The 20969-nt window shown below is 46.5% G+C and carries 18 protein-coding genes; 7 read left to right on the forward strand and 11 right to left on the reverse strand.

Annotation, left to right across the window (positions count from 1 at the left end; translation table 11 throughout):
* Nucleotides 1-183: 183 nt before the first annotated feature.
* The 3 genes from ACED36_RS21180 to ACED36_RS21190 all read right to left on the reverse strand — a co-directional run bounded on the left by ACED36_RS21180 (nucleotide 184) and on the right by ACED36_RS21190 (nucleotide 5464).
* On the reverse strand, nucleotides 184-609 hold the full coding sequence (locus ACED36_RS21180; protein ID WP_016961434.1) for a VOC family protein: 426 nt from the start codon (nucleotides 607-609) through the stop codon (nucleotides 184-186).
* 170 nt (nucleotides 610-779) lie between these two features.
* Nucleotides 780-3833 carry an FAD-binding and (Fe-S)-binding domain-containing protein gene (locus ACED36_RS21185; protein ID WP_371733784.1) on the reverse strand — a complete coding sequence of 1018 codons (3054 nt, stop codon included), beginning with the start codon at nucleotides 3831-3833 and terminating at the stop codon, nucleotides 780-782.
* A gap of 194 nt (nucleotides 3834-4027) precedes the next feature.
* Nucleotides 4028-5464 carry a phosphatase PAP2 family protein gene (locus ACED36_RS21190; protein WP_371733785.1) on the reverse strand — a complete coding sequence of 479 codons (1437 nt, stop codon included), beginning with the start codon at nucleotides 5462-5464 and terminating at the stop codon, nucleotides 4028-4030.
* A 124-nt stretch (nucleotides 5465-5588) separates the two neighbouring features.
* On the opposite strand from ACED36_RS21190, the gene ACED36_RS21195 reads away from it, so the two are divergent.
* Both ACED36_RS21195 and ACED36_RS21200 read left to right on the forward strand, forming a co-directional pair.
* Nucleotides 5589-7235: a VRR-NUC domain-containing protein gene (locus tag ACED36_RS21195; RefSeq protein ID WP_371733786.1), complete on the forward strand. Its 1647-nt coding sequence runs from the start codon at nucleotides 5589-5591 to the stop codon at nucleotides 7233-7235.
* Nucleotides 7236-7317: 82 nt separating this feature from the next.
* On the forward strand, nucleotides 7318-7728 hold the full coding sequence (locus ACED36_RS21200; protein WP_016961429.1) for a BLUF domain-containing protein: 411 nt from the start codon (nucleotides 7318-7320) through the stop codon (nucleotides 7726-7728).
* Nucleotides 7729-7809: 81 nt separating this feature from the next.
* On the opposite strand, the gene ACED36_RS21205 is transcribed toward ACED36_RS21200, so the two are convergent.
* From ACED36_RS21205 to ACED36_RS21215, 3 genes are all read right to left on the reverse strand, one after another.
* Complete coding sequence (locus ACED36_RS21205) at nucleotides 7810-8544, reverse strand: MBL fold metallo-hydrolase (RefSeq protein ID WP_016961428.1); 735 nt, start codon at nucleotides 8542-8544, stop codon at nucleotides 7810-7812.
* Between the two features lie 57 nt (nucleotides 8545-8601).
* Nucleotides 8602-9222, reverse strand: a complete 621-nt coding sequence (locus ACED36_RS21210; RefSeq protein WP_016961427.1) for a hypothetical protein — start codon at nucleotides 9220-9222, stop codon at nucleotides 8602-8604.
* Between the two features lie 211 nt (nucleotides 9223-9433).
* Nucleotides 9434-10183, reverse strand: a complete 750-nt coding sequence (locus ACED36_RS21215) for a flagellar brake protein (protein ID WP_017004082.1) — start codon at nucleotides 10181-10183, stop codon at nucleotides 9434-9436.
* Between the two features lie 353 nt (nucleotides 10184-10536).
* Between ACED36_RS21215 and ACED36_RS21220 the strand changes: the two genes are divergently transcribed.
* Nucleotides 10537-11088, forward strand: a complete 552-nt coding sequence (locus ACED36_RS21220; RefSeq protein ID WP_241819184.1) for a hypothetical protein — start codon at nucleotides 10537-10539, stop codon at nucleotides 11086-11088.
* A 57-nt stretch (nucleotides 11089-11145) separates the two neighbouring features.
* Nucleotides 11146-12606: an HD-GYP domain-containing protein gene (locus ACED36_RS21225; protein WP_016961423.1), complete on the forward strand. Its 1461-nt coding sequence runs from the start codon at nucleotides 11146-11148 to the stop codon at nucleotides 12604-12606.
* Between the two features lie 81 nt (nucleotides 12607-12687).
* Here the strand turns inward: ACED36_RS21225 and helD are convergent, their stop codons facing one another.
* The gene (helD, locus tag ACED36_RS21230) at nucleotides 12688-14811 is read right to left on the reverse strand and encodes a DNA helicase IV (protein ID WP_016961422.1); all 2124 of its coding nucleotides are present in this window, start codon (nucleotides 14809-14811) and stop codon (nucleotides 12688-12690) included.
* A gap of 215 nt (nucleotides 14812-15026) precedes the next feature.
* Between helD and yccS the strand changes: the two genes are divergently transcribed.
* The 3 genes from yccS (at nucleotide 15027) to ACED36_RS21245 (ending at nucleotide 18297) form a co-directional block, all read left to right on the forward strand.
* Nucleotides 15027-17201: a YccS family putative transporter gene (gene yccS / locus ACED36_RS21235; RefSeq protein ID WP_371733787.1), complete on the forward strand. Its 2175-nt coding sequence runs from the start codon at nucleotides 15027-15029 to the stop codon at nucleotides 17199-17201.
* 21 nt (nucleotides 17202-17222) lie between these two features.
* Nucleotides 17223-17492 (forward strand): hypothetical protein, encoded by a 270-nt coding sequence (locus ACED36_RS21240; protein WP_241819185.1) that lies wholly within the window; start codon nucleotides 17223-17225, stop codon nucleotides 17490-17492.
* 304 nt (nucleotides 17493-17796) lie between these two features.
* On the forward strand, nucleotides 17797-18297 hold the full coding sequence (locus ACED36_RS21245) for a CPBP family intramembrane glutamic endopeptidase (protein ID WP_017004085.1): 501 nt from the start codon (nucleotides 17797-17799) through the stop codon (nucleotides 18295-18297).
* A 63-nt stretch (nucleotides 18298-18360) separates the two neighbouring features.
* Here ACED36_RS21245 and ACED36_RS21250 read toward each other — a convergent pair whose 3' ends face one another.
* The 4 genes from ACED36_RS21250 to ACED36_RS21265 all read right to left on the reverse strand — a co-directional run bounded on the left by ACED36_RS21250 (nucleotide 18361) and on the right by ACED36_RS21265 (nucleotide 20846).
* The gene (locus ACED36_RS21250; RefSeq protein ID WP_017004086.1) at nucleotides 18361-18513 is read right to left on the reverse strand and encodes a hypothetical protein; all 153 of its coding nucleotides are present in this window, start codon (nucleotides 18511-18513) and stop codon (nucleotides 18361-18363) included.
* Nucleotides 18506-19144, reverse strand: coding sequence for a hypothetical protein (locus ACED36_RS21255; protein ID WP_017004087.1), 639 nt, complete (start codon nucleotides 19142-19144; stop codon nucleotides 18506-18508). Before ACED36_RS21255 ends, ACED36_RS21250 begins: the two co-directional genes overlap by 8 nt.
* A 339-nt stretch (nucleotides 19145-19483) precedes the next feature.
* Nucleotides 19484-19960, reverse strand: a complete 477-nt coding sequence (locus ACED36_RS21260; protein ID WP_017004089.1) for a Dps family protein — start codon at nucleotides 19958-19960, stop codon at nucleotides 19484-19486.
* Between the two features lie 145 nt (nucleotides 19961-20105).
* Nucleotides 20106-20846 (reverse strand): glycerophosphoryl diester phosphodiesterase, encoded by a 741-nt coding sequence (locus ACED36_RS21265; protein WP_017004090.1) that lies wholly within the window; start codon nucleotides 20844-20846, stop codon nucleotides 20106-20108.
* Nucleotides 20847-20969: the final 123 nt, after the last annotated feature.

Raw genomic sequence — 20969 nt, forward strand, 5'->3', positions numbered from 1 at the left:
GTCGCACCGATGATTGGCGCTGTGATTGCAGGTGTTGTTTATCGCTGGCTTAGCCCTAACGAAGATTAAACCATGAATCTTTAATATTCTGCTCGATATAAAAATGGACACATCGAGATAAAACAGAAGCCCCAGCGAGACTGGGGCTTCTGTTATCTGTTATCTGTTATCTGTTATCTGCAATTATGTTGGAAAATCGCTGCTGTCTGCAGGGCAACTCAACATCCACCGAACACCATATTTGTCGATGATGATGCCAAACCGCACATCCCAGAAGGTATAATCCAGTGGCATGATAATTTGCCCCATCTCTGACAGAGACAGAAACACTTCGCTCTGTCGCCTTTCATCGTCAAACGACACATGAAACGCTACATCGCCTGATCCTTGGGCCAATGAGTCATCCAACCCATCCGATGCGAGAAAGCGAATTTCTGGTGAAACGAATTCGGCATGCATAATTCGACTTAGAATATGCGACGGGAATTCAACCGGAGAGTCATTGAACGTGGTCAATGTGGTGATTTTTCCGTTCCAAGCATCCTCATAAAACGACAATGCATCGCGGCAAACACCATGAAACGTGATGTGTGGCTGAAGCTTACTCATAGCAACTCCTTTCCTAGAGAGGAAATTGTTATTGCTAAGACTATCAGTTGGAAGGATAAGCCTCGCCCAACTATTAAGACGTGCTCACTATTGTTCAAAACACAGCCGAAAAAAAGGGAGCAATGCTCCCTTCGATTATCAATCGTTATGATGACTTAAGTTATGACGATTTAAACGAGCTTTAACAGCACCTGCACGGGATGAAACAGCTTTTTGTGTTCAAATCGTTTCACCTGACTTCGGCACGAATAGCCTGTCGCCATGCAGCGTGAATGCGGTAATGACTCAAGACGAGGCTTCCAGCTTAAATCATAAATGCCCTTAGAATTTTCTAGCTTATCCGACTCATGCCCATAGGTGCCAGCCATGCCGCAACAACCCACTGGTACTGCTTCTAACTTACCGCCAAAGTGCGCAAAAATACGTCCCCATTCTGCTTCTGCATTCGGCAGTTTGGTTTTTTCGGTACAGTGGGCCAGCAAATACCACGCGTCATTGTCGGCATGTTCTTTTGCTGGCAGATGTGTGATTTCATCCAACAGCCACTCATGGGCTGTCAGCACTGAAAAATCACCACGCTTGTCACCGAGCACTTCGTTGTATTCATCGCGATAACAAAGCACAAGAGCAGGATCAACGCCCACCATTGGGATAGAAAGCCCTGCTACCTGATTAAGAAACTCAGACGTATTCGACGCGGTTTTGGCAAACTTCTTCAGGAATCCCTTGATATGCTGTGCTTTGCCGTTAGGTTTGAATGGCAACAGCATCGGCTTTTTACCTAGCTTCTCAACCAAGCTCACCAAGTCACGGATCACATCCGCTTCATAGAACGTGGTAAATGGGTCTTGAACAATAAGTACATAACGCGAACGCTCTTCATCGCTCAATGCCTGCAACCATTGCAAATCAAACTTGGTGGCATGGTGACCATCCAAAGATTCCATCAGCGTAGGCACTGACAAAGCAGGCGCATCGACATAACCCACCACTTTTTTGGTTACAGCCTGCGCCCATTTTGGTTGGGTAAACGTGTTTACAATCACTGGCGCCTTCGCCATCCAAGGCAACATAGATTCGATGTTTGCGACCAAGTAGTCTTTGGCTGGGCGTTGATAACGGCTGTAATACAGATTGATAAAGCGAGAGCGGAAACTTGGCACATCCACTTTTATCGGACATTGCGTCGCACAGGCTTTACACGCCAAACACCCGTTCATCGCTTCCATCACTTCGTGCGAGAAGTCGTAATCGTCTTTTTTTGCTAGCCAGGTGTTTTTGAAGCGAGCGACAATTTGACGTACTGATGGCGTTTTTTCGCTTAACTCTTTTTCCATCACCAATGGGTCAACACCCTGTTCGGCCAGAAGTCGCAGCCATTCACGCACAATGCCTGCACGGCCTTTTGGCGAGTGGCGACGGTCATAGGTGATTTTCATCGACGGACACATTGGCGAACTGGTGTCGTAGTTAAAGCAAAGCCCATTACCGTTACATTCCATTGCTTGACGGAAGCTATCACGGGTTACGACAGGGATTTGGCGATCGAGCGCACCGCGTTTCGGGCCTTCAACTTTGACTAAGGTGTCAGTGCTGTCATACGGGGTACAAATTTTACCTGGGTTCATTCGGTTGTCGGGATCAAACGCCGCTTTGACTTTGCGCAGTTCGTTAAACAGATCGTCGCCGAAAAATTCAGGCCCATATTCTGAACGGAAACCTTTGCCGTGTTCACCCCACATCAGGCCGCCATATTTCGCCACCAGCGCGACCACTTGATCGGAAATCGTCTTCATCAAGCGTTCTTGTTCAGGGTCACACAGATCAAGCGCAGGACGGACATGCAGTACACCCGCGTCAACGTGACCAAACATGCCGTAATCCAGATGATAACTATCGAGCAGAGCACGGAACTCAACAATGTAATCGGCAAGGTTTTCAGGAGGAACGCAGGTATCTTCGGCAAACGCGACAGGTTTGGCTGCACCTTTCGTTGCACCCAGTAAACCAACGGCTTTTTTGCGCATATTGTAGATGCGATTAATAGAAGCCAAATCATCACAAACCTGATAACCAATCACGCCTTGCTCGCCCGTCTGAACAAACACATCTAAGCGTTCTGTTAGCGCAGCAACTTGGGCAGCAATCTCTTCAATATCATTGCCGGCGAACTCGACAATATTAATGCCTTGCATCACTTTGCCAGGTACATCAGTCAGCAGTTCTTTTACTGTGTTCCAGACAATATCTTCGCGAGCAAGGTTCAAGACGCGAGAATCAACGGTTTCTACCGACAAGGCATTCGCTTCAACCATCACTGGTGCGCTTCTCAGCGCAGAGTCGAAGCTGTCGTACTTCACGTTGACCAGAGTGCGCGCTTTCGGGATTGGGGTGATGTTTAGTTTGGCTTCTGCAATAAAGGCCAGCGAGCCTTCTGCGCCGCAAAGTACACGGCCGATATCGAACGTGTCGTTTTCTGGCTCAAAGGCATTTTTGAGATCATACCCCGTCAGGAAACGGTTCAACGGCGGGAACTTAGCATCAATGTCTGCACGTTTTGAACGACAAATTTCCGAGACGGTTCTTAACGCATGGCCTGCAAAATCCTCTCGACCACTGGACGCAATTGCATCGATTGAAAGCCTGCTAGTGTCCAGGATAGAACCGTCAACCAACACCGCGGTAAGCCCGAGAACATGGTCGGAAGTTTTGCCATAACGCAGAGAACCTTGACCTGAAGCATCGGTATTAATCATACCGCCGACAGTGGCGCGATTACTGGTAGAAAGATCAGGAGAGAAGAAGAATCCATGGGGTCGCAGGGCATCATTGAGCGCATCTTTAATCACACCCGCCTGTACGCGTACCCAGCCTTCATCAACGTTGATTTCGAGGATTTCCCGCATATGGCGAGACATATCAACGACAAGGTGTTGTGTCAGCGACTGACCATTTGTACCCGTACCACCCCCGCGCGCTGAAAAACGAATGTCGTTAAATTCGTCGTCCTTGCACAGCGAACCAATCAAAGATAAATCTTGAATAGACGTTGGAAAAACAACCGCTTGAGGCAGTAACTGATAAACGGAATTATCTGTTGCAACCGCGAGTCGGCTTGCGTAGAAGGTTTCTACATCACCTTGAAAGCCATTCTTTTTGAGCGCATCAAGATAGCGCCCAACAACTGGTTCAAGAATATGCTGGTGGGTAAGTGCTGGTAACATCATGCTCCCTGAGGCCAGTAAATACACCGTGGTTCCTTACGGTTGCTGGCAGATTGCGTTGAATTCGATGACCATCACTTTACCTCAGGTGTGAGGTGCATCAAAGTGGAAATGCAACCCTCACCAGAGGAAAAGCGGCTGAAAACACACAACTTAGCGGCTGAAAAGACGTGCCGTTTTCTTCTCGCGAGTTTTTAACGCATGACTTGACGGAAAACTCTTGGCGTCACCACCAAAATCCAAACCGCGATGGCCCAACCTGTCGCACAGTTCAATGCAACGATAACTTCATTAACCGCGTATTTCGCCGTCATGATGTTATCCATGAGTATCAACACCAGCACACCCACCGACGCCATAACGAAAAATGTCGCCTTCGCATGACGTCTAACCGCAGAAACATAAATCGGATAGATCTTTAAGCAAAGTAATGAGCAATATGTACCCAAACAAATTGCAGACAGATAAATGATGTGTGGTTTATGAATCCATAAGCCCAAAACAGCGGCAAACACAAACGAGAGCAACCAAAATCTGGCCGACGTTAACACTCTCGTTCTGTTAGCAAATCGCCAGTTTCTAAGCTGGCGCAGCGCAAAGCTCGCACCAAGGCCAATGGAAAATCCAACCAACACATCCGACGGATAGTGCTCGCCCTGAATCAGGACCTTGCCACTCAATAACAAGACTGACACGACGCCTAACAATGCGAGTCCTCTTCTTCCACGCGAATGTTTTTCTTTCTCCCAAGTCAGCAATAGCCAGCTAAACAAAAAGGTGGTTAATGCCACCATGCTGCCAGGCAACGTATACCCCAACGTGTCATGTTCACCAAAGACTGGATCGATAAAGTAAGGGCGAGGCACTTCGATAATCGTGGTCATTAGCAAAGTAAATACAGAGACAGCGAATAAACCCGCACCATAGATCAGTGTCGCGCGATGACCGTGATAAGATCGAATAAACACCAAAGATAAGAGAAAGAAGAGCGGTGTAATCAAGCTGCCCGCAGCAACAATGGCATTCGTGAAACGCGTGAAGGAGCGACTCCCCGATCGATAATCCTGGAAAGACTGAAGTGCACTCAATTGACTGCGATAAAACGGTGTCAAATCTTCAGGCTCTCCCGGGGAGAACACGAAATCACTTGGGGTCACTAAAGGTACCCATTGAGGAAACATCCATTTGTGCTCAGGAAATCGATAGTGACTTCGAACGGCTGGCGTATTGGGTAGCAGCAAAACTCGGGTGACTTCTTTACCAAAATGGGGCGCAGACCAAGCCATCAGTACACGTCGACTATTTTCATCAATAAAATAGGGAGTGGGTGTTTTCAAGGTACAAGCAAAGATGGCTGAATTGTACGTACGCGCGATCATGTCGCCAATATCGACATGCAGCCCGGTTTCTTCAAACACTTCTCTTGTTGCGCCCATCTGCGGTGTTTCATCGCCGATGATAGAGCCTCCGGGAATGGAGTATTTCCCACTGATTGCCTCATCGATCATCAAAATATTGCCGTCACCATCAACAATCAAACAATCTGCCGCCTTTATGGGTAGCGTACTGTTAATTGCATTTACCGATGTGTTCGCTAACACATTGAACGCAAGAAGGATAAATAACCCCATGATTAAACGTAAAAATATCAAAAAAAACAAACCTCTTTCAAAATCAAACAAACCACATTCAATTGAATACTGCACCCATCGCCTGCCATAATCAGCTCAGTCGAATTAGATCGAACATTCCTTTATGCATCGCCAATACGCTGCCCAACCCGTTTTGTCACCTCGCTACTATCTCGATAATTTCCTTTCCATTATCGATGTCGTATCTACCCGTTATGGCGATTTGCTGACCCAAACGGAGCAACGGTGGCTGTTTACCTTTTCTTCGCTTCCCTTGGATGCCAAGCTGCTCACTGTGCGTTTATTGTCGCGCAAAGGCTGCTGGTTTCGGCGCGACAAACTGCACTACGAAGAAGTCGACGACATTGACAGCGCTATTCACGACCTCGCCAAGCACGGTGTTATCACCGTGACTCGCACGCCTCCCTTTGTCATCGCTGCGGACCTGATGACCAAGCCAGAATTGCTGGAGCACTTCTCCGCGCATTCACTCAAAGCATCCGCTAAGAAAAGCGAATTAGTCGCCACCATTTTGGGATTACTAACGGAAGACGATAATATCCCGCCACTGAACACAGACTGCTTATGTATGTCTCACGATGTGCTGCCTATTTTTCTGTTGTTGTACTTTGGCAACTCTCGACAAGACCTCAGCCAATTTGTTTTAAGTGACTTAGGTATTTACCGCTTCGAGAGCGTACCACTTCTTTATGCCGACAGACTGTTCAACTCCAGAGACCAAGTAGAAGATTGGCTATTTTTATCGACACTCAATGATGACTACTGGCAATACAGCGAAAAAAAAGACATTCATTCAGCGCTAGCGCTGATCAACTCGCTGCCAAAGAAGCCATCTTGGCCGCCTTTGGCCCAAAAATGGGACAGGCTTGCCAATCGTTTGGCACGGGATGCTGAACGCACCGGCGATTTTTCAACCGCCACTTTCTTATTTACACAATCAGGCTTACCTCCAGCTCGCGAACGACTCGCCCGCATGGCTATCAAACAGGAAGACTGTCATTCAGCCAGTCAGGCTGTCGCCTCGATGCTCGAACACCCCATCAACGAAGATGAAAAAGACGTTGCTGACCGCCTTGCTCGACAGCTCGCCAAGAAAGTTTCCCCTCTTAGTTTGCCTTTTCACATTCAGCCCTTAGCTACCAGGCAATATGCAATAGAGACGCTTTCACTCACCCTTGAAGGGCGCGTTGAACGACTTGCGGCGAATGAATTTGAATCTCAAGGCTGGAAAGTCTGGTTCTGCGAAAATGCCGTGCTCAATGCCCTATTTGGTCTGGTGTTCTGGGATATCATCTTCGCCCCTATTAAAGGCGCATTTTTGAATCCCTTTCAGCGCTCTCCGAGAGACATGTATTCCCCTGAGTTTGCAAACCAAAGAAAAACATTGATCGATGAGAGGATCACCGATTTTACCAACGGCAGTTATTCAGTACTGGATATTTACGATGAGAAAGAAGGTATAGCAAACGAATGGGTACACTGGGGTATGGTTGATAGAAGCTTAGTTGAAGCGGCCTGTTCGACACTGGCATGTGACCAGATCATTGCCTGTTTGAATCGAATGCTATTTGATACGAAATCCAACCGCTCCGGACATCCTGACTTGTTTATGGTGAAGGATGGTTGTTGCCAGTTTGTGGAAATTAAAGGTCCGGGTGACAAATTACAGCCACATCAAATCCGCTGGCTTAACTTTCTTAATGCGCACGACATCACAAGTAAAGTGCTTTACATTGAACCCTCTACTTAGTCGCCAACAGTCATGCATTTTTTCATTTTTAATACATACTTATAAGAAAGAATTGTTAGATGCGTGAATTGCGGAGATGGCGATGAGTAATACGTTAAAGCAGATTATTTATATTAGCAGTGCAGAGCACCCTTTCACTGATCTGGAACTCTCCAATATGTTGGCGGCCATCCGCAAAAACAATGAGCAACACAACGTAACAGGCATGCTTCTGTACAAGGACGGTGATTTCATTCAAGTGATAGAGGGCGAAGAAGAAGTACTCGAACCACTTTTTAAGGTTATCTGTAAAGATCACCGCCATTATTCCGTGGTTGAGTTAATGCGCAAAACCATTCCAGACAGACAATTCAAAAACTGGAGTATGGGATTTCATCATATCAATAGCGATGATCCAAGATTGGCCGAATTTAATCACTTCTTCGATGACACCATTAACCATCAAGTCGATGCGGGTGAAGCCCTTAATCTGTTGCTTGTTTTTAGAGAATAAATACAAAATAGAGACGTGAATAAAACAGAAAAGAGTGCACAATGCACTCTTTGCTAGTTTAAAGATATGATCCCTTGATCGCTACTTGATAGCGATACCTACATTAAGATCTTCAAACCAATCTAGAAATTTACCCACATTGTCACCCGTGAAAACACGTCCATGCTGCGGGCACATCATATCAATATCTAACAAACGCACGCGTCGTATCCAATCATTTTTTGCTTCATTCGACGGCATCCAGCGCTGGTGAAATCCGTGCATTTTCGGAATATGCTCTTCGAAATCTTCCACTTCAAGTGGCGCATCGTCATCTTCCAAAGCTGCACCAACATCACCACTCATGAGGATTTTCGCAACCGGATCATAAACATGATAATTGCCTGATGCATGAAGATAATGCGCGGGAATGAACTGAACTTCCACACCATTGATAACCAAACGCCCCCCTTCGTCAGCAATCGGTGCGTACTCAATGTTCTGCATACCAAAATGACGAATAAACCCTTCCCACAACCAAGGTGCATGCAATTTAGTGTCGAGCAAAGCCGTATCCCATAACCCGAGAGAGGAAATAATATCGGGGTCCTGATGAGACGCGAACAAATGATGGATTTGTGTGATTGGCACTTGTTTCACCACAGACGCGAGCATGGCAGAGAATATCTCCATACCACCGGGATCCATCAACAAGGCACTCTTCGGTGTGCGGATCATGTACTGGTTGGTATCAATGATTTTTTCAGGTTTAGACGGATCCCGACCAAACATAAACCATTGATGCGTTTCGCCAGAGTAAATTTCTTTTGTGATCATTTCAGCCTGTCTCCGGGACATGGTTGCCGTTGTAAATGGGGTTCACACTGCCTATGTCTAGTAGTAGTCGTCTGACAATTCGCGGCAAAGCGATTGAGAAAGCATAATGTGAACCTGGATGCGCTCTGCTGCTGTGGAGACATTGTCTGCAACCACATTGAGCCCCTCTTCAAACTTCTTGCCTGACTGCGATGCCTCAACACGCGACATGGCGGACAGAACAGACGCGGTTTTGATTTCACGAGCAAGGCTTTCAAGTAGCTCTGACAACTGAGCGACTTCTCGGTGAAAATGACGAAGCACTTTTGCGTGTTCCGCTTTCATCTGTTCGATAGGATCGATAATGCTTTGAACAAATTCTGACTCTCGGCTTATTGTCGCCGCCTGCATAAATCGGTCGATGGTTCGCTCGCTGCGTACAGCAACTGTTGCCAAACGACTAATGGTGACCGCTTTTAGGTTGATGACATCTGATGTTTTAACCGTTGTGTCAGCAAGCTGATCAATGAAATCTGTAATAGCACGAAAACCAGCTGCACCTTGACCTGCACGTAAAGCAAGTGCGCGGGCATTGCTAGCCGTCAACGATATATCGTTAGCAATCTCACGTGCTTTATACAATTCAGCAGCCACAACAGCAGCGGTCACAAAGTGGTTATCAACATTTAAGTCAGTCATGGATATATCTGATTTATTAGGGTCTTTGCTAAGTTTAGACAAGATCTAGCGTGTAATCAGAAATGAGACATCTTTTATTAAATATTTGATTCAAAGCATGTATCTCCTATTTTAATCGCCAACTTGTTTGCGAATTCCATAAAAAAAGCACCGTGAGTGTTCGGTGCTTTCTGCTGTCTTTTAATCACCTTCTATGGTGAGTTTTTAGCGGTTAGCTTGCACCTGGACCAGCATCTTTTTTAGGATTTTTGAACACGTATTTGGTGCCGTCGTAAATCAAGGTCGAAAGGAGTCGTCGGCAATTTGCCTTACCGGGTTCATCAAATATCATCCCGTATGTTTGTTTACCGCGTTTGGTTCGACCATTTTTCACGCCACCACTCAATGCGTAGGTATCGCCATTCGCCTTGTTAACAACCTCGAGAACAATCTTTTGGCCAACATCAAATTCGGGAGATATGGCGTCATAACTAAAGCCACAACCCCCAGACGATACGTCTGTCAATATCACGCCCAACTTACGATTCGACAGTTGAATGTCACCGGGTAACCGCAGCTCATAACGAACTTCATTTCTGAGTAGAACCAATTTTGCCTGCTGAGGTACAGGAAAAACGAGCACTTGAATAGGTCGTAAAACGACATGCGCGATGCGCGTTCTAAAACGTATTAACGCACCTTCCCCCTGCTCAGAGATCCCCTCAATGTCTACATTGAATCCTTCCATGAAGAATTCTTCATAATCTTTTTTGGTGAGTCTCGGCATGGTGAAAAAGATATGCTGCTGATCATCAAAACCAATAAAATTTGATTTAAAATTAAGGTGTTGTCCCAATGGGGTTACAATTTCAAGCGATGCTTCAGTGCCATGCTGAATGAAGTCCATGGCTTGAAGTCCCATGATCACGCGTTCTCTCGGTCGTGCCGGCGGCTTTTTCGCTGGTGCTGAGTTTGTATTCATTAATATCCCTCGCCGGAAATACACTTAGATGATGTTCAATGCTCGCGTTCTTCACGCGTAAATGATCATTTTCGCCAAAATGTCGGAAAAACTTACACACCAATTACTCTTGGTATTCAACAAAAACACTTTCTCTCATAGTTAGGTATAGGCAAGAGTTCAGTTAAATTCAATGTGGACAGTGCCAATTTTCAACAAATAAAGTTCATCTTTCACCTTGTAATTTAAAGGTTTTACTCATCTTTAACACAAAGACGAAGAACTACTAATGCGCCTTTTATTGGCTTTTGTGACTCAGAACATAAGAGAAACATCTGATTCATTTTTATAGTTTTATAAAGTTTATGAAGCAGATGTCTACACTTACACTATTCAGCGATATGAAATATACGTGGTGCGTATTGGCTATAAACGTAACAAAACGTCTCTATCTTTCATGGCTAATGGCGGTTAGTTTTGCGATCTGGCCGCTATTTATTGTGCCTACGATAAGCGCACAGCAATTGCATTATCCTGCGCCTCAAAATATGAAAGACGTGCTAGAAACCTTGGGATTTGAAGATCCTTGGACGGACATGAATGATGGAGAAAAACTCATCATTCACAACGGAGAAATCTGGCTGCGAGATGGTGATTACTTTGCCGTATTGGATGTCAGTGATACTAACGAAAATACAATGCGCTTATCACTAATGAATAATCTCACCGTATGCGCAAAGCTTGGTGTTGCGGTGACAGGCCAATCATCCTCAGACGTTTTCAGCACCTTTGGCACACTAACAAAAGATGCCCTTGTGAAACCCGAGCAACAAATGCTGGCTGGCAATGCACCGTTTCATTTTCATGTATTAGTGACAGAGTTATTGGCGGGAAGAACAACGATGCAGTGCGGTGTTAAACGCTAATAAAGACAGATTGGGCACTCACCTGCACCATTGAAAACAGAGAGAGAGAAAGCGGACATGACTGAAACTTCATTTGAGCAGCCCCCAAAAAGAGCTGCTATTCACTACATTGTCGCGGTCATTGTTTTTACTTTATATGGTGCAAAAGTTTGCCCATTCATCGATTCGTTACCGACGGCGGTTTTGCTTATTCAATCCGCCACCGTGTTTATTCTGCTCTTTTTTGTCCGTTTGATGCTTCGTGCGGTATATCACGCAGAGGTGAGCTTGCTGACCAACGTGGCCATTTTCACGCTCGCTGGTGTTGGCTTCGCGACATGGTATGGCACGCTTTATGGTTTTCCTTTAGACAGTAATCTCAAAGTGGCGCTGGGTATGACTTTACTGGGAATCGTGATCAGCCTAGATTTAGCCATTGATAATGCACGCTACAAGTCTGCCACCTCAACCAACGAAAACAATGCGCCACAAAAGTTCACCCCATTAGCTGGCCAAATTGGTTTGGGCGCCATGTTTTTGGTCGTGATGGTAACGGTGCTGCTTGGGCTGGTTGTCACTAAAGATTTACTTTGGCTGGTTGAGCATACTGAACACAAACCTGCCATTGCCGACATTGATAGCATTCTTAAAGAGTTTGTCTTTGTTGCACTCGTGGTTTTGGGTTATATCGCCGTCATTTCAAAAAACGCGACGCGTTTGATTCATCAGCAATTGGAACGTCAAACCCACGTCATGGTGCTCGCAGCTGACGGGCAATTAGAGCAAAGGCTGCCTTCAAACCACGCAGGAGAATTAGGCGTTATTGCGTATTACACAAACAAAATGCTGATTGATCTACACACCAGTTACGACGAGATAAACCGCACTCGAGATGCCACCATTATTGGACTTTCTACTTTGGCAGAAGTGCGAGACAACGAAACTGGTGCCCATATTCTGCGTACGCAAAACTATGTTCGCGCACTGGCTTACACATTGCGTAGACAAAGCAAATATGCGGCCTACCTCAGTGACGACACGATTGATCTGCTCTACAAATCAGCACCTCTTCATGATGTAGGAAAGGTGGGCATTCCGGACGCCATTTTGCTCAAGCCGGGCAAACTGACTGACGAAGAATTTGTCATCATGAAGACACATGCTCAGTTAGGTGCGGATGCGTTGTCGATGACAGAGAAAAGCGTTGAAGGCATTGCCTTCTTACGTTTTGCTCAAGAAATTGCCGCAACGCATCATGAGAAATGGGATGGTTCTGGTTACCCACTCGGGTTGGCGGGGGAAAAAATTCCGCTGTCAGGCCGCTTAATGGCACTGGCTGATGTGTACGATGCCTTGATCTCAAAACGGGTTTATAAACCCGCGTTTAGTCATGAAAAGGCCAAGGAGATCATCTTGCAGGGCAAAGGAAGCCATTTTGACCCTGCTGTGGTTGACGCATTTCTAGCATGTGAACATCAGTTTGTTGAGATAGCCGCACAGTTTGCCGATGAAGGCATGCAAACCGCCCACGCCAGCTAATCTTAGGACCATTTGGTTTTGGCTTATTAAACTTTGCCTTATTAAGCTCTGGCTTATCAGCCCTGTCTTGTTCCGCCTTGTCTATTCCGACATGGCTGACTGTTCGATAGCAGGCGGCGCTTGTTCGAACTCAAGCGCTTTTTTGGGTAACTTTGACATCACGGGATAATCTCCCTGCCAAAGCTCCTTAACGAATACAGATGGCTTTTCTGGATGGCAGAAAATCCAACACGCTTGCCGCGCTCGGGTCAGCGCCACATAGAAAAGCCGACGCTCTTCGGCATGCTCCATTTCCCCGTCAACAGACAGCATCGCCACTTCTAGCCCTTCGCTTTGGCCTTTTGCTGGGAATACGCCCTCGTTAACATCGAGTAAAAACGTAAAATCTGCTTCTAATCCTTTGCTCGCATGTGCCGTAACAAACACAATATTGAGCGATGGCCAACGCGCTTGCCATGATGAAAATCCCTCTGGTTTACTGGCATGATTGCGCCCTATCATCATGAGTGTTGCGTCACGCTCCCCCTTTGATGCTGCAAGCTTCGTCAGTGTGTCTTCTAGCGTTTCTGATGACACAAGGTGCACGGCCTTTTTCTTCTGCGTTTTCACACTATTCAGCGGTTTAGCCAACTGTCTTGGATTGACCTGAATAAACGGGTTTGCCACCGCACCTATTTGGGAATGGAAACGGTAAGTCACGTCCAAATAGCGAATAACGCCAGCGGGGAATCGTGCGAGAAAATCCGTGGTCAAACTGACATCGGAGCCCGCAAAACGGTATATCGCCTGCCAATCATCACCCACCGCGAACAACGAAGGCGCACGTTCTCGCTTACCGCCACACAGTGCTTCAAGCATTTCCATGCGTGACGGGGAAATATCTTGGTATTCGTCCACCATTATGTGGTCATATTGCGCCGAAAACGTCGCGCTTTTTCGTAAAAGTAACTTGGTGGCTTCTTTAATCAATCCGTTAAAATCGACTTCATTCGCTTGAGACAAATGAGTTTGATAACTGCGCATCAAAGGCCATACCAACGCGAATTCACTTTCAGCGCGCGCATCACCGTTCACTTGCGAGCGCATCGCCGCCTGCGATTTATTTTGTTGGATCAGCAGATCAACCTGACGCCACAACCATTTGTGTAAACGCGGTTCATGAGCCTGTTCAGCCAATTTTCTCTCTGCGTTCAAGCCAGGTAATTTCCACTGAGAAAGGTGCTTCAGCCAGCGTTTTTCGACCGCAGGTTGAGTGAGATGCTCAGCGAGCCATAGCGTCATCCAACTGAGTTTCGCTTCTTCATCGGTCGCGAGTGCAGACAGCACAGGTGCGTTACCTGTGAGCGCCTTGATGACTTTTGTTGCAAAGCTATGGAACGTAGACACTTCAACATTTCGCAGCCCCGCACTGGCTAGCCGTTGCGCCATTTCTTCGCTGGCTTTCTTGCCAAATGCCAACATCACGATGCGTTCTGGTGTGGTTTGCTCGCTGGCTACCAAGTATTGGGTGCGCGCCATCAACACGCTGGTTTTGCCTGAGCCTGCACCAGCCAAAAGAAGATTATGGTTGTCATCCATCAACACGGCTTGACGCTGAGAAGGGTTAAGCGGCGAAGATTCAATGCCATCAAACCACTGAGACCAACGTTCTAGTTCGGTTTCCCGCCATTGGGTGTTTTTGGCTTCACGCATCGCGCTGCCATTTTGCAGCCAACCGAAGAACCCTTGATACAGCGCAGGATTGGCAATAGAAGCCACTTGGGGGTGTACACCAAATTCCGCCACGGCTATTCCCGCTTTGCTGACCCATTGTTGTAAATCGGCGTCACGCAGGTAGCCTTTATGCCCTTCAAGTTCATCGCGCAGCGCCACCAACTCGTGTTCAACCAGCATGAATGTGTTCTTCTGCTTTGCCAGCCAATCTTGATAGCTTGCTGTCAATTGTTCGACCAAGGAAGAAAGTTCAAACCATGGAAGACCATAAACAGAGATTGACCGTGCAGGTTGATCGGCAGGGGAAACAATAAACGTCAGCTTACCCCACAACAAACCGCGAGATAGGCGACATTGCCCGTCCCAAATGGCGAAGGGGACAGTTTCTGTCAAATGTTTGGATTCAAACACAAGGTGGTGTTCTTCAAGTGCGATGCTGTAGTGATCGCCTTGCACACACCATTGAGCCAACTTACTGGCTGATAATTTCATCAAAGGCTTCTGTTACGTAAATTTCAGTGTGTAGGATAGCAACTTCTGACACGCATCTCACGACCTTCAGTCATGCGTCGTTGAAGAACATAGGTGAATGAAAAATCAACAAAAGGATCTTATGAAAGGGAAAAAACCCTCGTTTTTGATCTCACCCCTTGGATGAAGGTTTCAATCTGCTATCTTACTTCCATTCTTCATCTAGTTTCGTTCTCATGATATCTAAACGCACTTCGCTTACATTCCGTGAATACTGGGCAAACAGCCGAATTAATTACAGCGTCCGCGTGTTTATCGCCTTGGTCGGTGTTGCTCTTCCCTGTTGGTGGTATGGTGCATCTGAAGCGATTACCCCCTTGGTGTTGGGTATCATTGCTTCTGCACTGGCCGAAACGGATGACAATTTCTCGGGTCGACTCTCCGCCCTTCTCACCACCCTATTCTGTTTTGCTATCACGACCTTCTCTGTCGAAATCCTTTTTGAATATCCCATTTTGTTTGCGTTGGGAATGGTCGTTTCCACCTTCAGTTTTATCATGTTGGGCGCCATTGGCCCTCGCTATACCAGCATTGCTTTTGCTTCTGTGCTGACCGCGATTTACACCATGCTAGGGGCGCAAGAATCCCCCTCTCTTTGGTTCCAGCCGATGCTGCTCATCGCGGGCGCGGCTTGGTATGGTTTGATTTCTCTCGTCTGGCTTTTGCTCTGGCCGCTGCAACCGGTTCAGCAAAGCATTGCTTTGGTATTCAACACCCTTTCTCACTATCTCGATCAAAAATCAGAGATGTTTCACCCCAGTCGCAGCTTGAATCCGCAACCTTTGCGACTGCGTGATGCGAACGAAAATATCAAAGTGGTGAATGCGCTTAACGGTGCCAAAACCGCCTTAATGAACCGAATGCGTCGCGGTCGGGTCAACGACAACACACGACAACTGCTGAAAATTTACTTTCTTGCCCAAGACATTCATGAGCGCGCGAACTCGTCCCACTATCGCTATCAAGATCTAGCCGAAGTGTTCTTCCATAGCGATGTCATGTTCCGCTTGCAGCACCTATTGCACTTGCAAGCTAAAGCCTGCTTAGAGGTTTCACACTGCCTCACCTTGTCTCGCCCTTATCGTCACGGCGAGCAAAGCGTCAAAGCATTGGATGAATTGCAAGAGTCGCTCATTTATATCAAAGCAGAAAATAACCCTGAGTGGAACCCGTTACTTAGTCAGTTAGACTTTCTATTCAGCAACTTAGCCACGGTAGAGCGCCAGCTTTCCAACATCAGTAATCCTGATGCCATGCTCAATGACGAAGACAAAGAAATCCCAGATTCAAACGCACACAGCTTCCGTGAAAAGTGCGCCCGTGTTTGGGCACAGCTAACGCCTAAATCATTGCTGTTTCGCCATGCGGTGCGTTTGAGCCTGGCGCTGGGTGTCGGCTATGGCATTATTCAGGCGTTTGATTTAACGCGCGGCTACTGGATATTGCTCACCATCTTGTTTGTGTGTCAGGTCAACTACTCTGCCACCCGAAGTAAGCTCACTGAGCGTGTATCCGGCACCTTAATTGGCTTACTGGTTGGTCTCCCCCTACTCACATTGTTCCCTGATTTAACAGGGCAACTGGTACTGATGGTGTTATTTGGCGTGTTGTTCTTCGCCTTCCGCACCACCCACTATGCCGCAGCGACCGCGTTTATTACCTTGTTGGTGCTCATGTGTTTCAACCAACTCGGTGAAGGCTATGCGGTGATGCTACCTCGCCTTGGGGATACGCTAATTGGCTGTTTATTGTCAGTCGCGGCAGTGCGTTTTGTTTTACCTGATTGGCAAGCACACCGTTTACGCGGGATCATGAAAGATTCTGTCACGGCAAACCGAGATTATTTGGGGCAAATCATTGGCCAATACCGCATTGGTAAACGCGATACCATGGCCTATCGCGTGGCTCGACGCGAATCCCATAATCAAGATGCACAGCTAACCACCGCCATCAGTAACATGTTGGCAGAGCCAGGACGCTACCGCACCGCCATTGATGAAAGCTTCCGTTTTCTGTGTTTGAACCATGCCATGCTGAGTTATATCTCAACCCTTGGCGCACACCGCATGCAAATGGATGATGACAGCATTCATGAACTGGTATCCAAAGCGCACCGTGGCATACACGAAGAGCTGGATTGTCTGATCACAAAACTGGCGGGGGATGCGGTTGAAACGACACCTTGCTTAGATGACGCGCTTGGCAAGCATTTAGAACGATGGCGTGAAGAAGAAAGTACATCAGCACGTATGGTGTTGCAGCAACTCCATTTGATTCATCGTATCTTGCCAGAAATGCACATGCTGACAGACGAGCTTGCAAAGAAAGCGCTCAAGAGTTCAAAGTCGTAAGGGAACATGATGAAAGGCCTAATGCTGTTCATATTACTTTTTGCGTTCAACGCGCACGCTGGTAACAACCACAATGTGGAATCCCTCCCCCGCATTGTCTGGCTAGACCAACAAGGCGAGGTCGTTCCAGACAACGTGATTGATGCCATTACTGACAGCTGCGGCATTGACCAAGCCGCCCACCGTATCGCCAATCTCAACGGCGGCGATATTGAATCAGCGATTGATGAGTACAAAGCCGCCGTCGCCTGCTTCGAAGAACACGCATTCATCAAACAACGCGCGGAATAACGCTCCGCGTTTTTTCAAAAGCGTTTTTTGTTCTATCTGCATTGGCGAAGATACATCCAATCAGTTTCAATCCGAGATCCTTCAATAGATTGTCTGATGGCAATCCGTGATGTTGGTAGAAACATCCAAACTTGGCGTATTCCCTCGTTCGCACTGACAACACATTTAGTTATACTCGATTAAAAACAGATCCTTAAAGAAACCTCCAGTGATTATTGGTTGTGTGGAAAACCCCAAAGCGGAGGGTTTCAGCACCCCACATTGGGATCTAATTGGCTGTTAGGCAACCTTCGGTAGAATTTTAATGATGTATCACTTAACAACCAACTTAATTTATCGTTCATTTGAAATGAAGCCTGTTAAGTTTTTACTTGCCATGTATACGTTTGCGGCATTATGGGCTGTATGTTTTGGTTTAATAATTGATACTTTCATAGTTACAGATAAATTTATTATTCCTAATGGCGGCTTCATGAGTTTATTATTGTCAATCCTAATAATCGCTCCGATTATTGAAACTGTTATATTTCAATTTCTAATGCAAGGTATTTTCAGACGGGGCACTAAAAATATAATCACCTCAGTTTTACTAACTGCATTTCTATTTTCAGCCTCACATTCACTTGTGGGAATAGATACTGTATTTATCGTTGCAGGTCTTGGTATTGTGCTTAGTCTTGTTTATGAATACTTCCGCTCAAGAATCAATGATTTAGCAGCAATATTTTCTGTTATTTTTTTTCACTTATTTTGGAATGGTGTAATTGGTTTCATTATTTGGTTAGATTATAGTCACATTGTCTAACCAAAACTTCCATCGGAACAAAAACAGTTGGCTACGTTTCGCTTTGCTCCACAATTTTCAGGGTTAAATAAATTCATATGTGCTGATTGTGTTGTTGGCGACACCGTTAAAAAAGCCAAACGCATAGCCTGATACTTCGCATTCATTGACCGTTGCAGCCCGTGACGGCAGTGATGCTAAAACAATGAGCATCACCGCAATGAGGTGTTTATTCACAATACTCCTCCTTGTCGTCAAGGAGTACATAGGTGTTTCCATCTAACAGCCTGTTGTAGGCCAGAAATGCCATGGTGCGTGCTTTGGTGTTGTAGGTGAGTGCCACGAGCGTCTTTGATGTATTGGTCATGTCACGCACAGGCATGCCTAGAAAGCCCTCGCAAGCAATGACTTTGACGTAGTTCTTACTGATTTCAAACGCGAGATCTTCATTCTCTGGCGTATCTTCGGTGAAATCATAGTGAAGGTTATCTTGAACATGACGTGCATTTTGTTTGAGGGCATTTCTCACCGGCTCTTCCACTTCCAGCATGTTTAAAAAGGCTTCAATGTCGTCACGAATACCGTCTTGATTGTCATCAGTGCCTGTCAACGAATCGGTTCTGTCGAGGGTATGATCAAAATGTTGGTAGATAAGCCCAAGTTGATCGTCTACCGACGGTTGCGCTCTTAGTTCCATGGAAAACGATGACGTTGATTCTTCTTCCTGATTTTCAGTATCAGTGTCGGGCTCTGATGACGGCTGCGCATCATTGGAAGGGGGCGTCGAACGGGTATTTGGGTTTGACGTTGAATGATTGCAGCCCATCAAAGATAAAATGATGGCAATGGTGAAGAGCGTTTTGGACATCCGTATCCCCTATGCATTAATCAATGCAATTTATAGAAATGAATTGCTTATCAGTCTGTTACGAGTGATGTGATAGAGAAGATAGTAATGGGCGATGGCGGGTTGTTTTGTCTTATTGGTGGGAAGGCTGGGGCTGAGACATATGAGGGACACACCCTGAGAAAACCATAATCTTGTCAGTTTTACAGGTGTGTTTCCCATTTAAATGCTTGATGATTTCAAAACCGCTGTCGCCTGCTTCGAAGAACACGCATTCATCAAACAACGCCAGAAACACAAAGGCTGCCCCATCGGCGGCCTTCTACTTACGGTACATTGCTTACTTTTAATCTTTGCGGCTTAACCGTTCTCACGCATGGCGCGGAGCATCCACGCGGTTTTCTCGTGCTCGCGCATGCGGTCTGATACCAGTGATGCGGAGGATTCATCATCGGCTTGCTGTGCCAGTTTGAGCACTTCACGGGCGGTGCGAACCACCTGCTCGTGACCTTTGGTGAGTATGTCCACCATGTCATCAGCCGATGGGACCCCTTCCACTTCTTCAATCGCGCTCAGTTCAGCAAAGGCTTTATACGTGCCCGGTGCGGCGACGCCTAGAGTGCGAATTCGCTCCGCGATTTCATCGACTGCCAGCGCCAGCGCGTTGTAGTGCTCTTCAAACATCACGTGGAGTTCGCGAAATTGTTTACCCGTAACATTCCAGTGAAAATTGTGCGTTTGTAGGTACAGGGTGTATGAATCCGCTAATAGGCGTTTTAGGCCTTCTGCAACCACAATTCTGTCTTGTTCTTGAATACCGATATTAATGCTTGTCATAACCCCTTCCCCATTCTCTTTTGGCATTTTGTTTGGCCGTTGGCCTTAATGTCTATGGGGGTAGTTTATGACGAGATAAGTGATAGGTATAATCGTTGAAATTTATAGATTCAATCTGTCATACCTATCACTTTTGGGTGGGGATTTATGCGTTTCGGTAGCGAGATGGGAAAGTATGCCCGACATCGGTAAACACGCCATCAACACCCCAGTTAAACAACTGATTGGCGCGAGCAAGATGATTCACCGTGTACACATTCACAGCGTAACCGTGCTCTTTGATTTCAAGTACCATCTCTTTGGTCAGCCCTTTGTCTTCCACGTTAACCGCGTTTGCTTGGCAAGCCTGCAACACCGCCAGCCAATCAGCTTCCAACGTTTCTGTGCTGAATAGACAAGCGATAGAAATATCAGGACAGCGGCGTTTAAACTCTGCTAACGCCAATACATTGAAGCTGGATATCAGGAGATCGCGATCTTTGTCCAGCTTCTTTAACTCTTCAATGACGCCATCAATCAAACTTTCTGTCTGCGCCCAACCGCCCGTGCATGACTTGATTTCGACATTGATGTTTAGCTTAAGCTTGTTGGCCAGTTCAATAAACTCGGCGAACGTTGGGATTCGCTCGCCGATAAAGGCATCACCAAACCAACTTCCCGCATCAATATCGTCGAGATCGTCCACGGTCAAGTCATACAAACTGCCGGGTCTGTCGGTGCAGCGATCTAATGTTTCATCATGACTGAGGACAACCGTGCCGTCAGCCAATACATCCACGTCGCACTCTACCCAGTTGAGGCCATATTCTGGCGTTAATGAGAAAGCTGCAAGTGTGTTTTCTGGCGCAAGTGAGGACATTCCTCGATGGGCAAAGAGTGTTTTCATGGCTCTACTTTTTAAAGGCTATTTCAAGCAACTATGCGCAAAATGACGCAAGGTGCCTGTTTCAACAGGAATATAAACAGATATATACCACACATAAAAAAGCACTGCATGATGCAGTGCCTT

Origin of the sequence: Enterovibrio sp. FF113, assembly GCF_041439165.1 — a bacterium.
Lineage (GTDB): Bacteria > Pseudomonadota > Gammaproteobacteria > Enterobacterales > Vibrionaceae > Enterovibrio > Enterovibrio norvegicus_A.

Bases quoted from the DNA above. Each gene is read 5' to 3' on its own strand.
- ACED36_RS21215 (WP_017004082.1), bottom strand. From the start codon at position 10,183: ATGAATACAAACTCAGCACCAGCGAAAAAGCCGCCGGCACGACCGAGA.
- ACED36_RS21265 (WP_017004090.1), bottom strand. From the start codon at position 20,846: ATGAAAACACTCTTTGCCCATCGAGGAATGTCCTCACTTGCGCCAGAA.
- ACED36_RS21185 (WP_371733784.1), bottom strand. From the start codon at position 3,833: ATGTTACCAGCACTTACCCACCAGCATATTCTTGAACCAGTTGTTGGG.
- ACED36_RS21200 (WP_016961429.1), top strand. From the start codon at position 7,318: ATGAGTAATACGTTAAAGCAGATTATTTATATTAGCAGTGCAGAGCAC.
- yccS (WP_371733787.1), top strand. From the start codon at position 15,027: ATGATATCTAAACGCACTTCGCTTACATTCCGTGAATACTGGGCAAAC.
- ACED36_RS21195 (WP_371733786.1), top strand. From the start codon at position 5,589: ATGCATCGCCAATACGCTGCCCAACCCGTTTTGTCACCTCGCTACTAT.
- ACED36_RS21240 (WP_241819185.1), top strand. From the start codon at position 17,223: ATGCTGTTCATATTACTTTTTGCGTTCAACGCGCACGCTGGTAACAAC.
- ACED36_RS21225 (WP_016961423.1), top strand. From the start codon at position 11,146: ATGACTGAAACTTCATTTGAGCAGCCCCCAAAAAGAGCTGCTATTCAC.
- ACED36_RS21190 (WP_371733785.1), bottom strand. From the start codon at position 5,464: ATGGGGTTATTTATCCTTCTTGCGTTCAATGTGTTAGCGAACACATCG.
- ACED36_RS21260 (WP_017004089.1), bottom strand. From the start codon at position 19,960: ATGACAAGCATTAATATCGGTATTCAAGAACAAGACAGAATTGTGGTT.
- ACED36_RS21245 (WP_017004085.1), top strand. From the start codon at position 17,797: ATGATGTATCACTTAACAACCAACTTAATTTATCGTTCATTTGAAATG.
- ACED36_RS21210 (WP_016961427.1), bottom strand. From the start codon at position 9,222: ATGACTGACTTAAATGTTGATAACCACTTTGTGACCGCTGCTGTTGTG.
- helD (WP_016961422.1), bottom strand. From the start codon at position 14,811: ATGAAATTATCAGCCAGTAAGTTGGCTCAATGGTGTGTGCAAGGCGAT.
- ACED36_RS21180 (WP_016961434.1), bottom strand. From the start codon at position 609: ATGAGTAAGCTTCAGCCACACATCACGTTTCATGGTGTTTGCCGCGAT.
- ACED36_RS21220 (WP_241819184.1), top strand. From the start codon at position 10,537: ATGTCTACACTTACACTATTCAGCGATATGAAATATACGTGGTGCGTA.
- ACED36_RS21255 (WP_017004087.1), bottom strand. From the start codon at position 19,144: ATGTCCAAAACGCTCTTCACCATTGCCATCATTTTATCTTTGATGGGC.
- ACED36_RS21205 (WP_016961428.1), bottom strand. From the start codon at position 8,544: ATGATCACAAAAGAAATTTACTCTGGCGAAACGCATCAATGGTTTATG.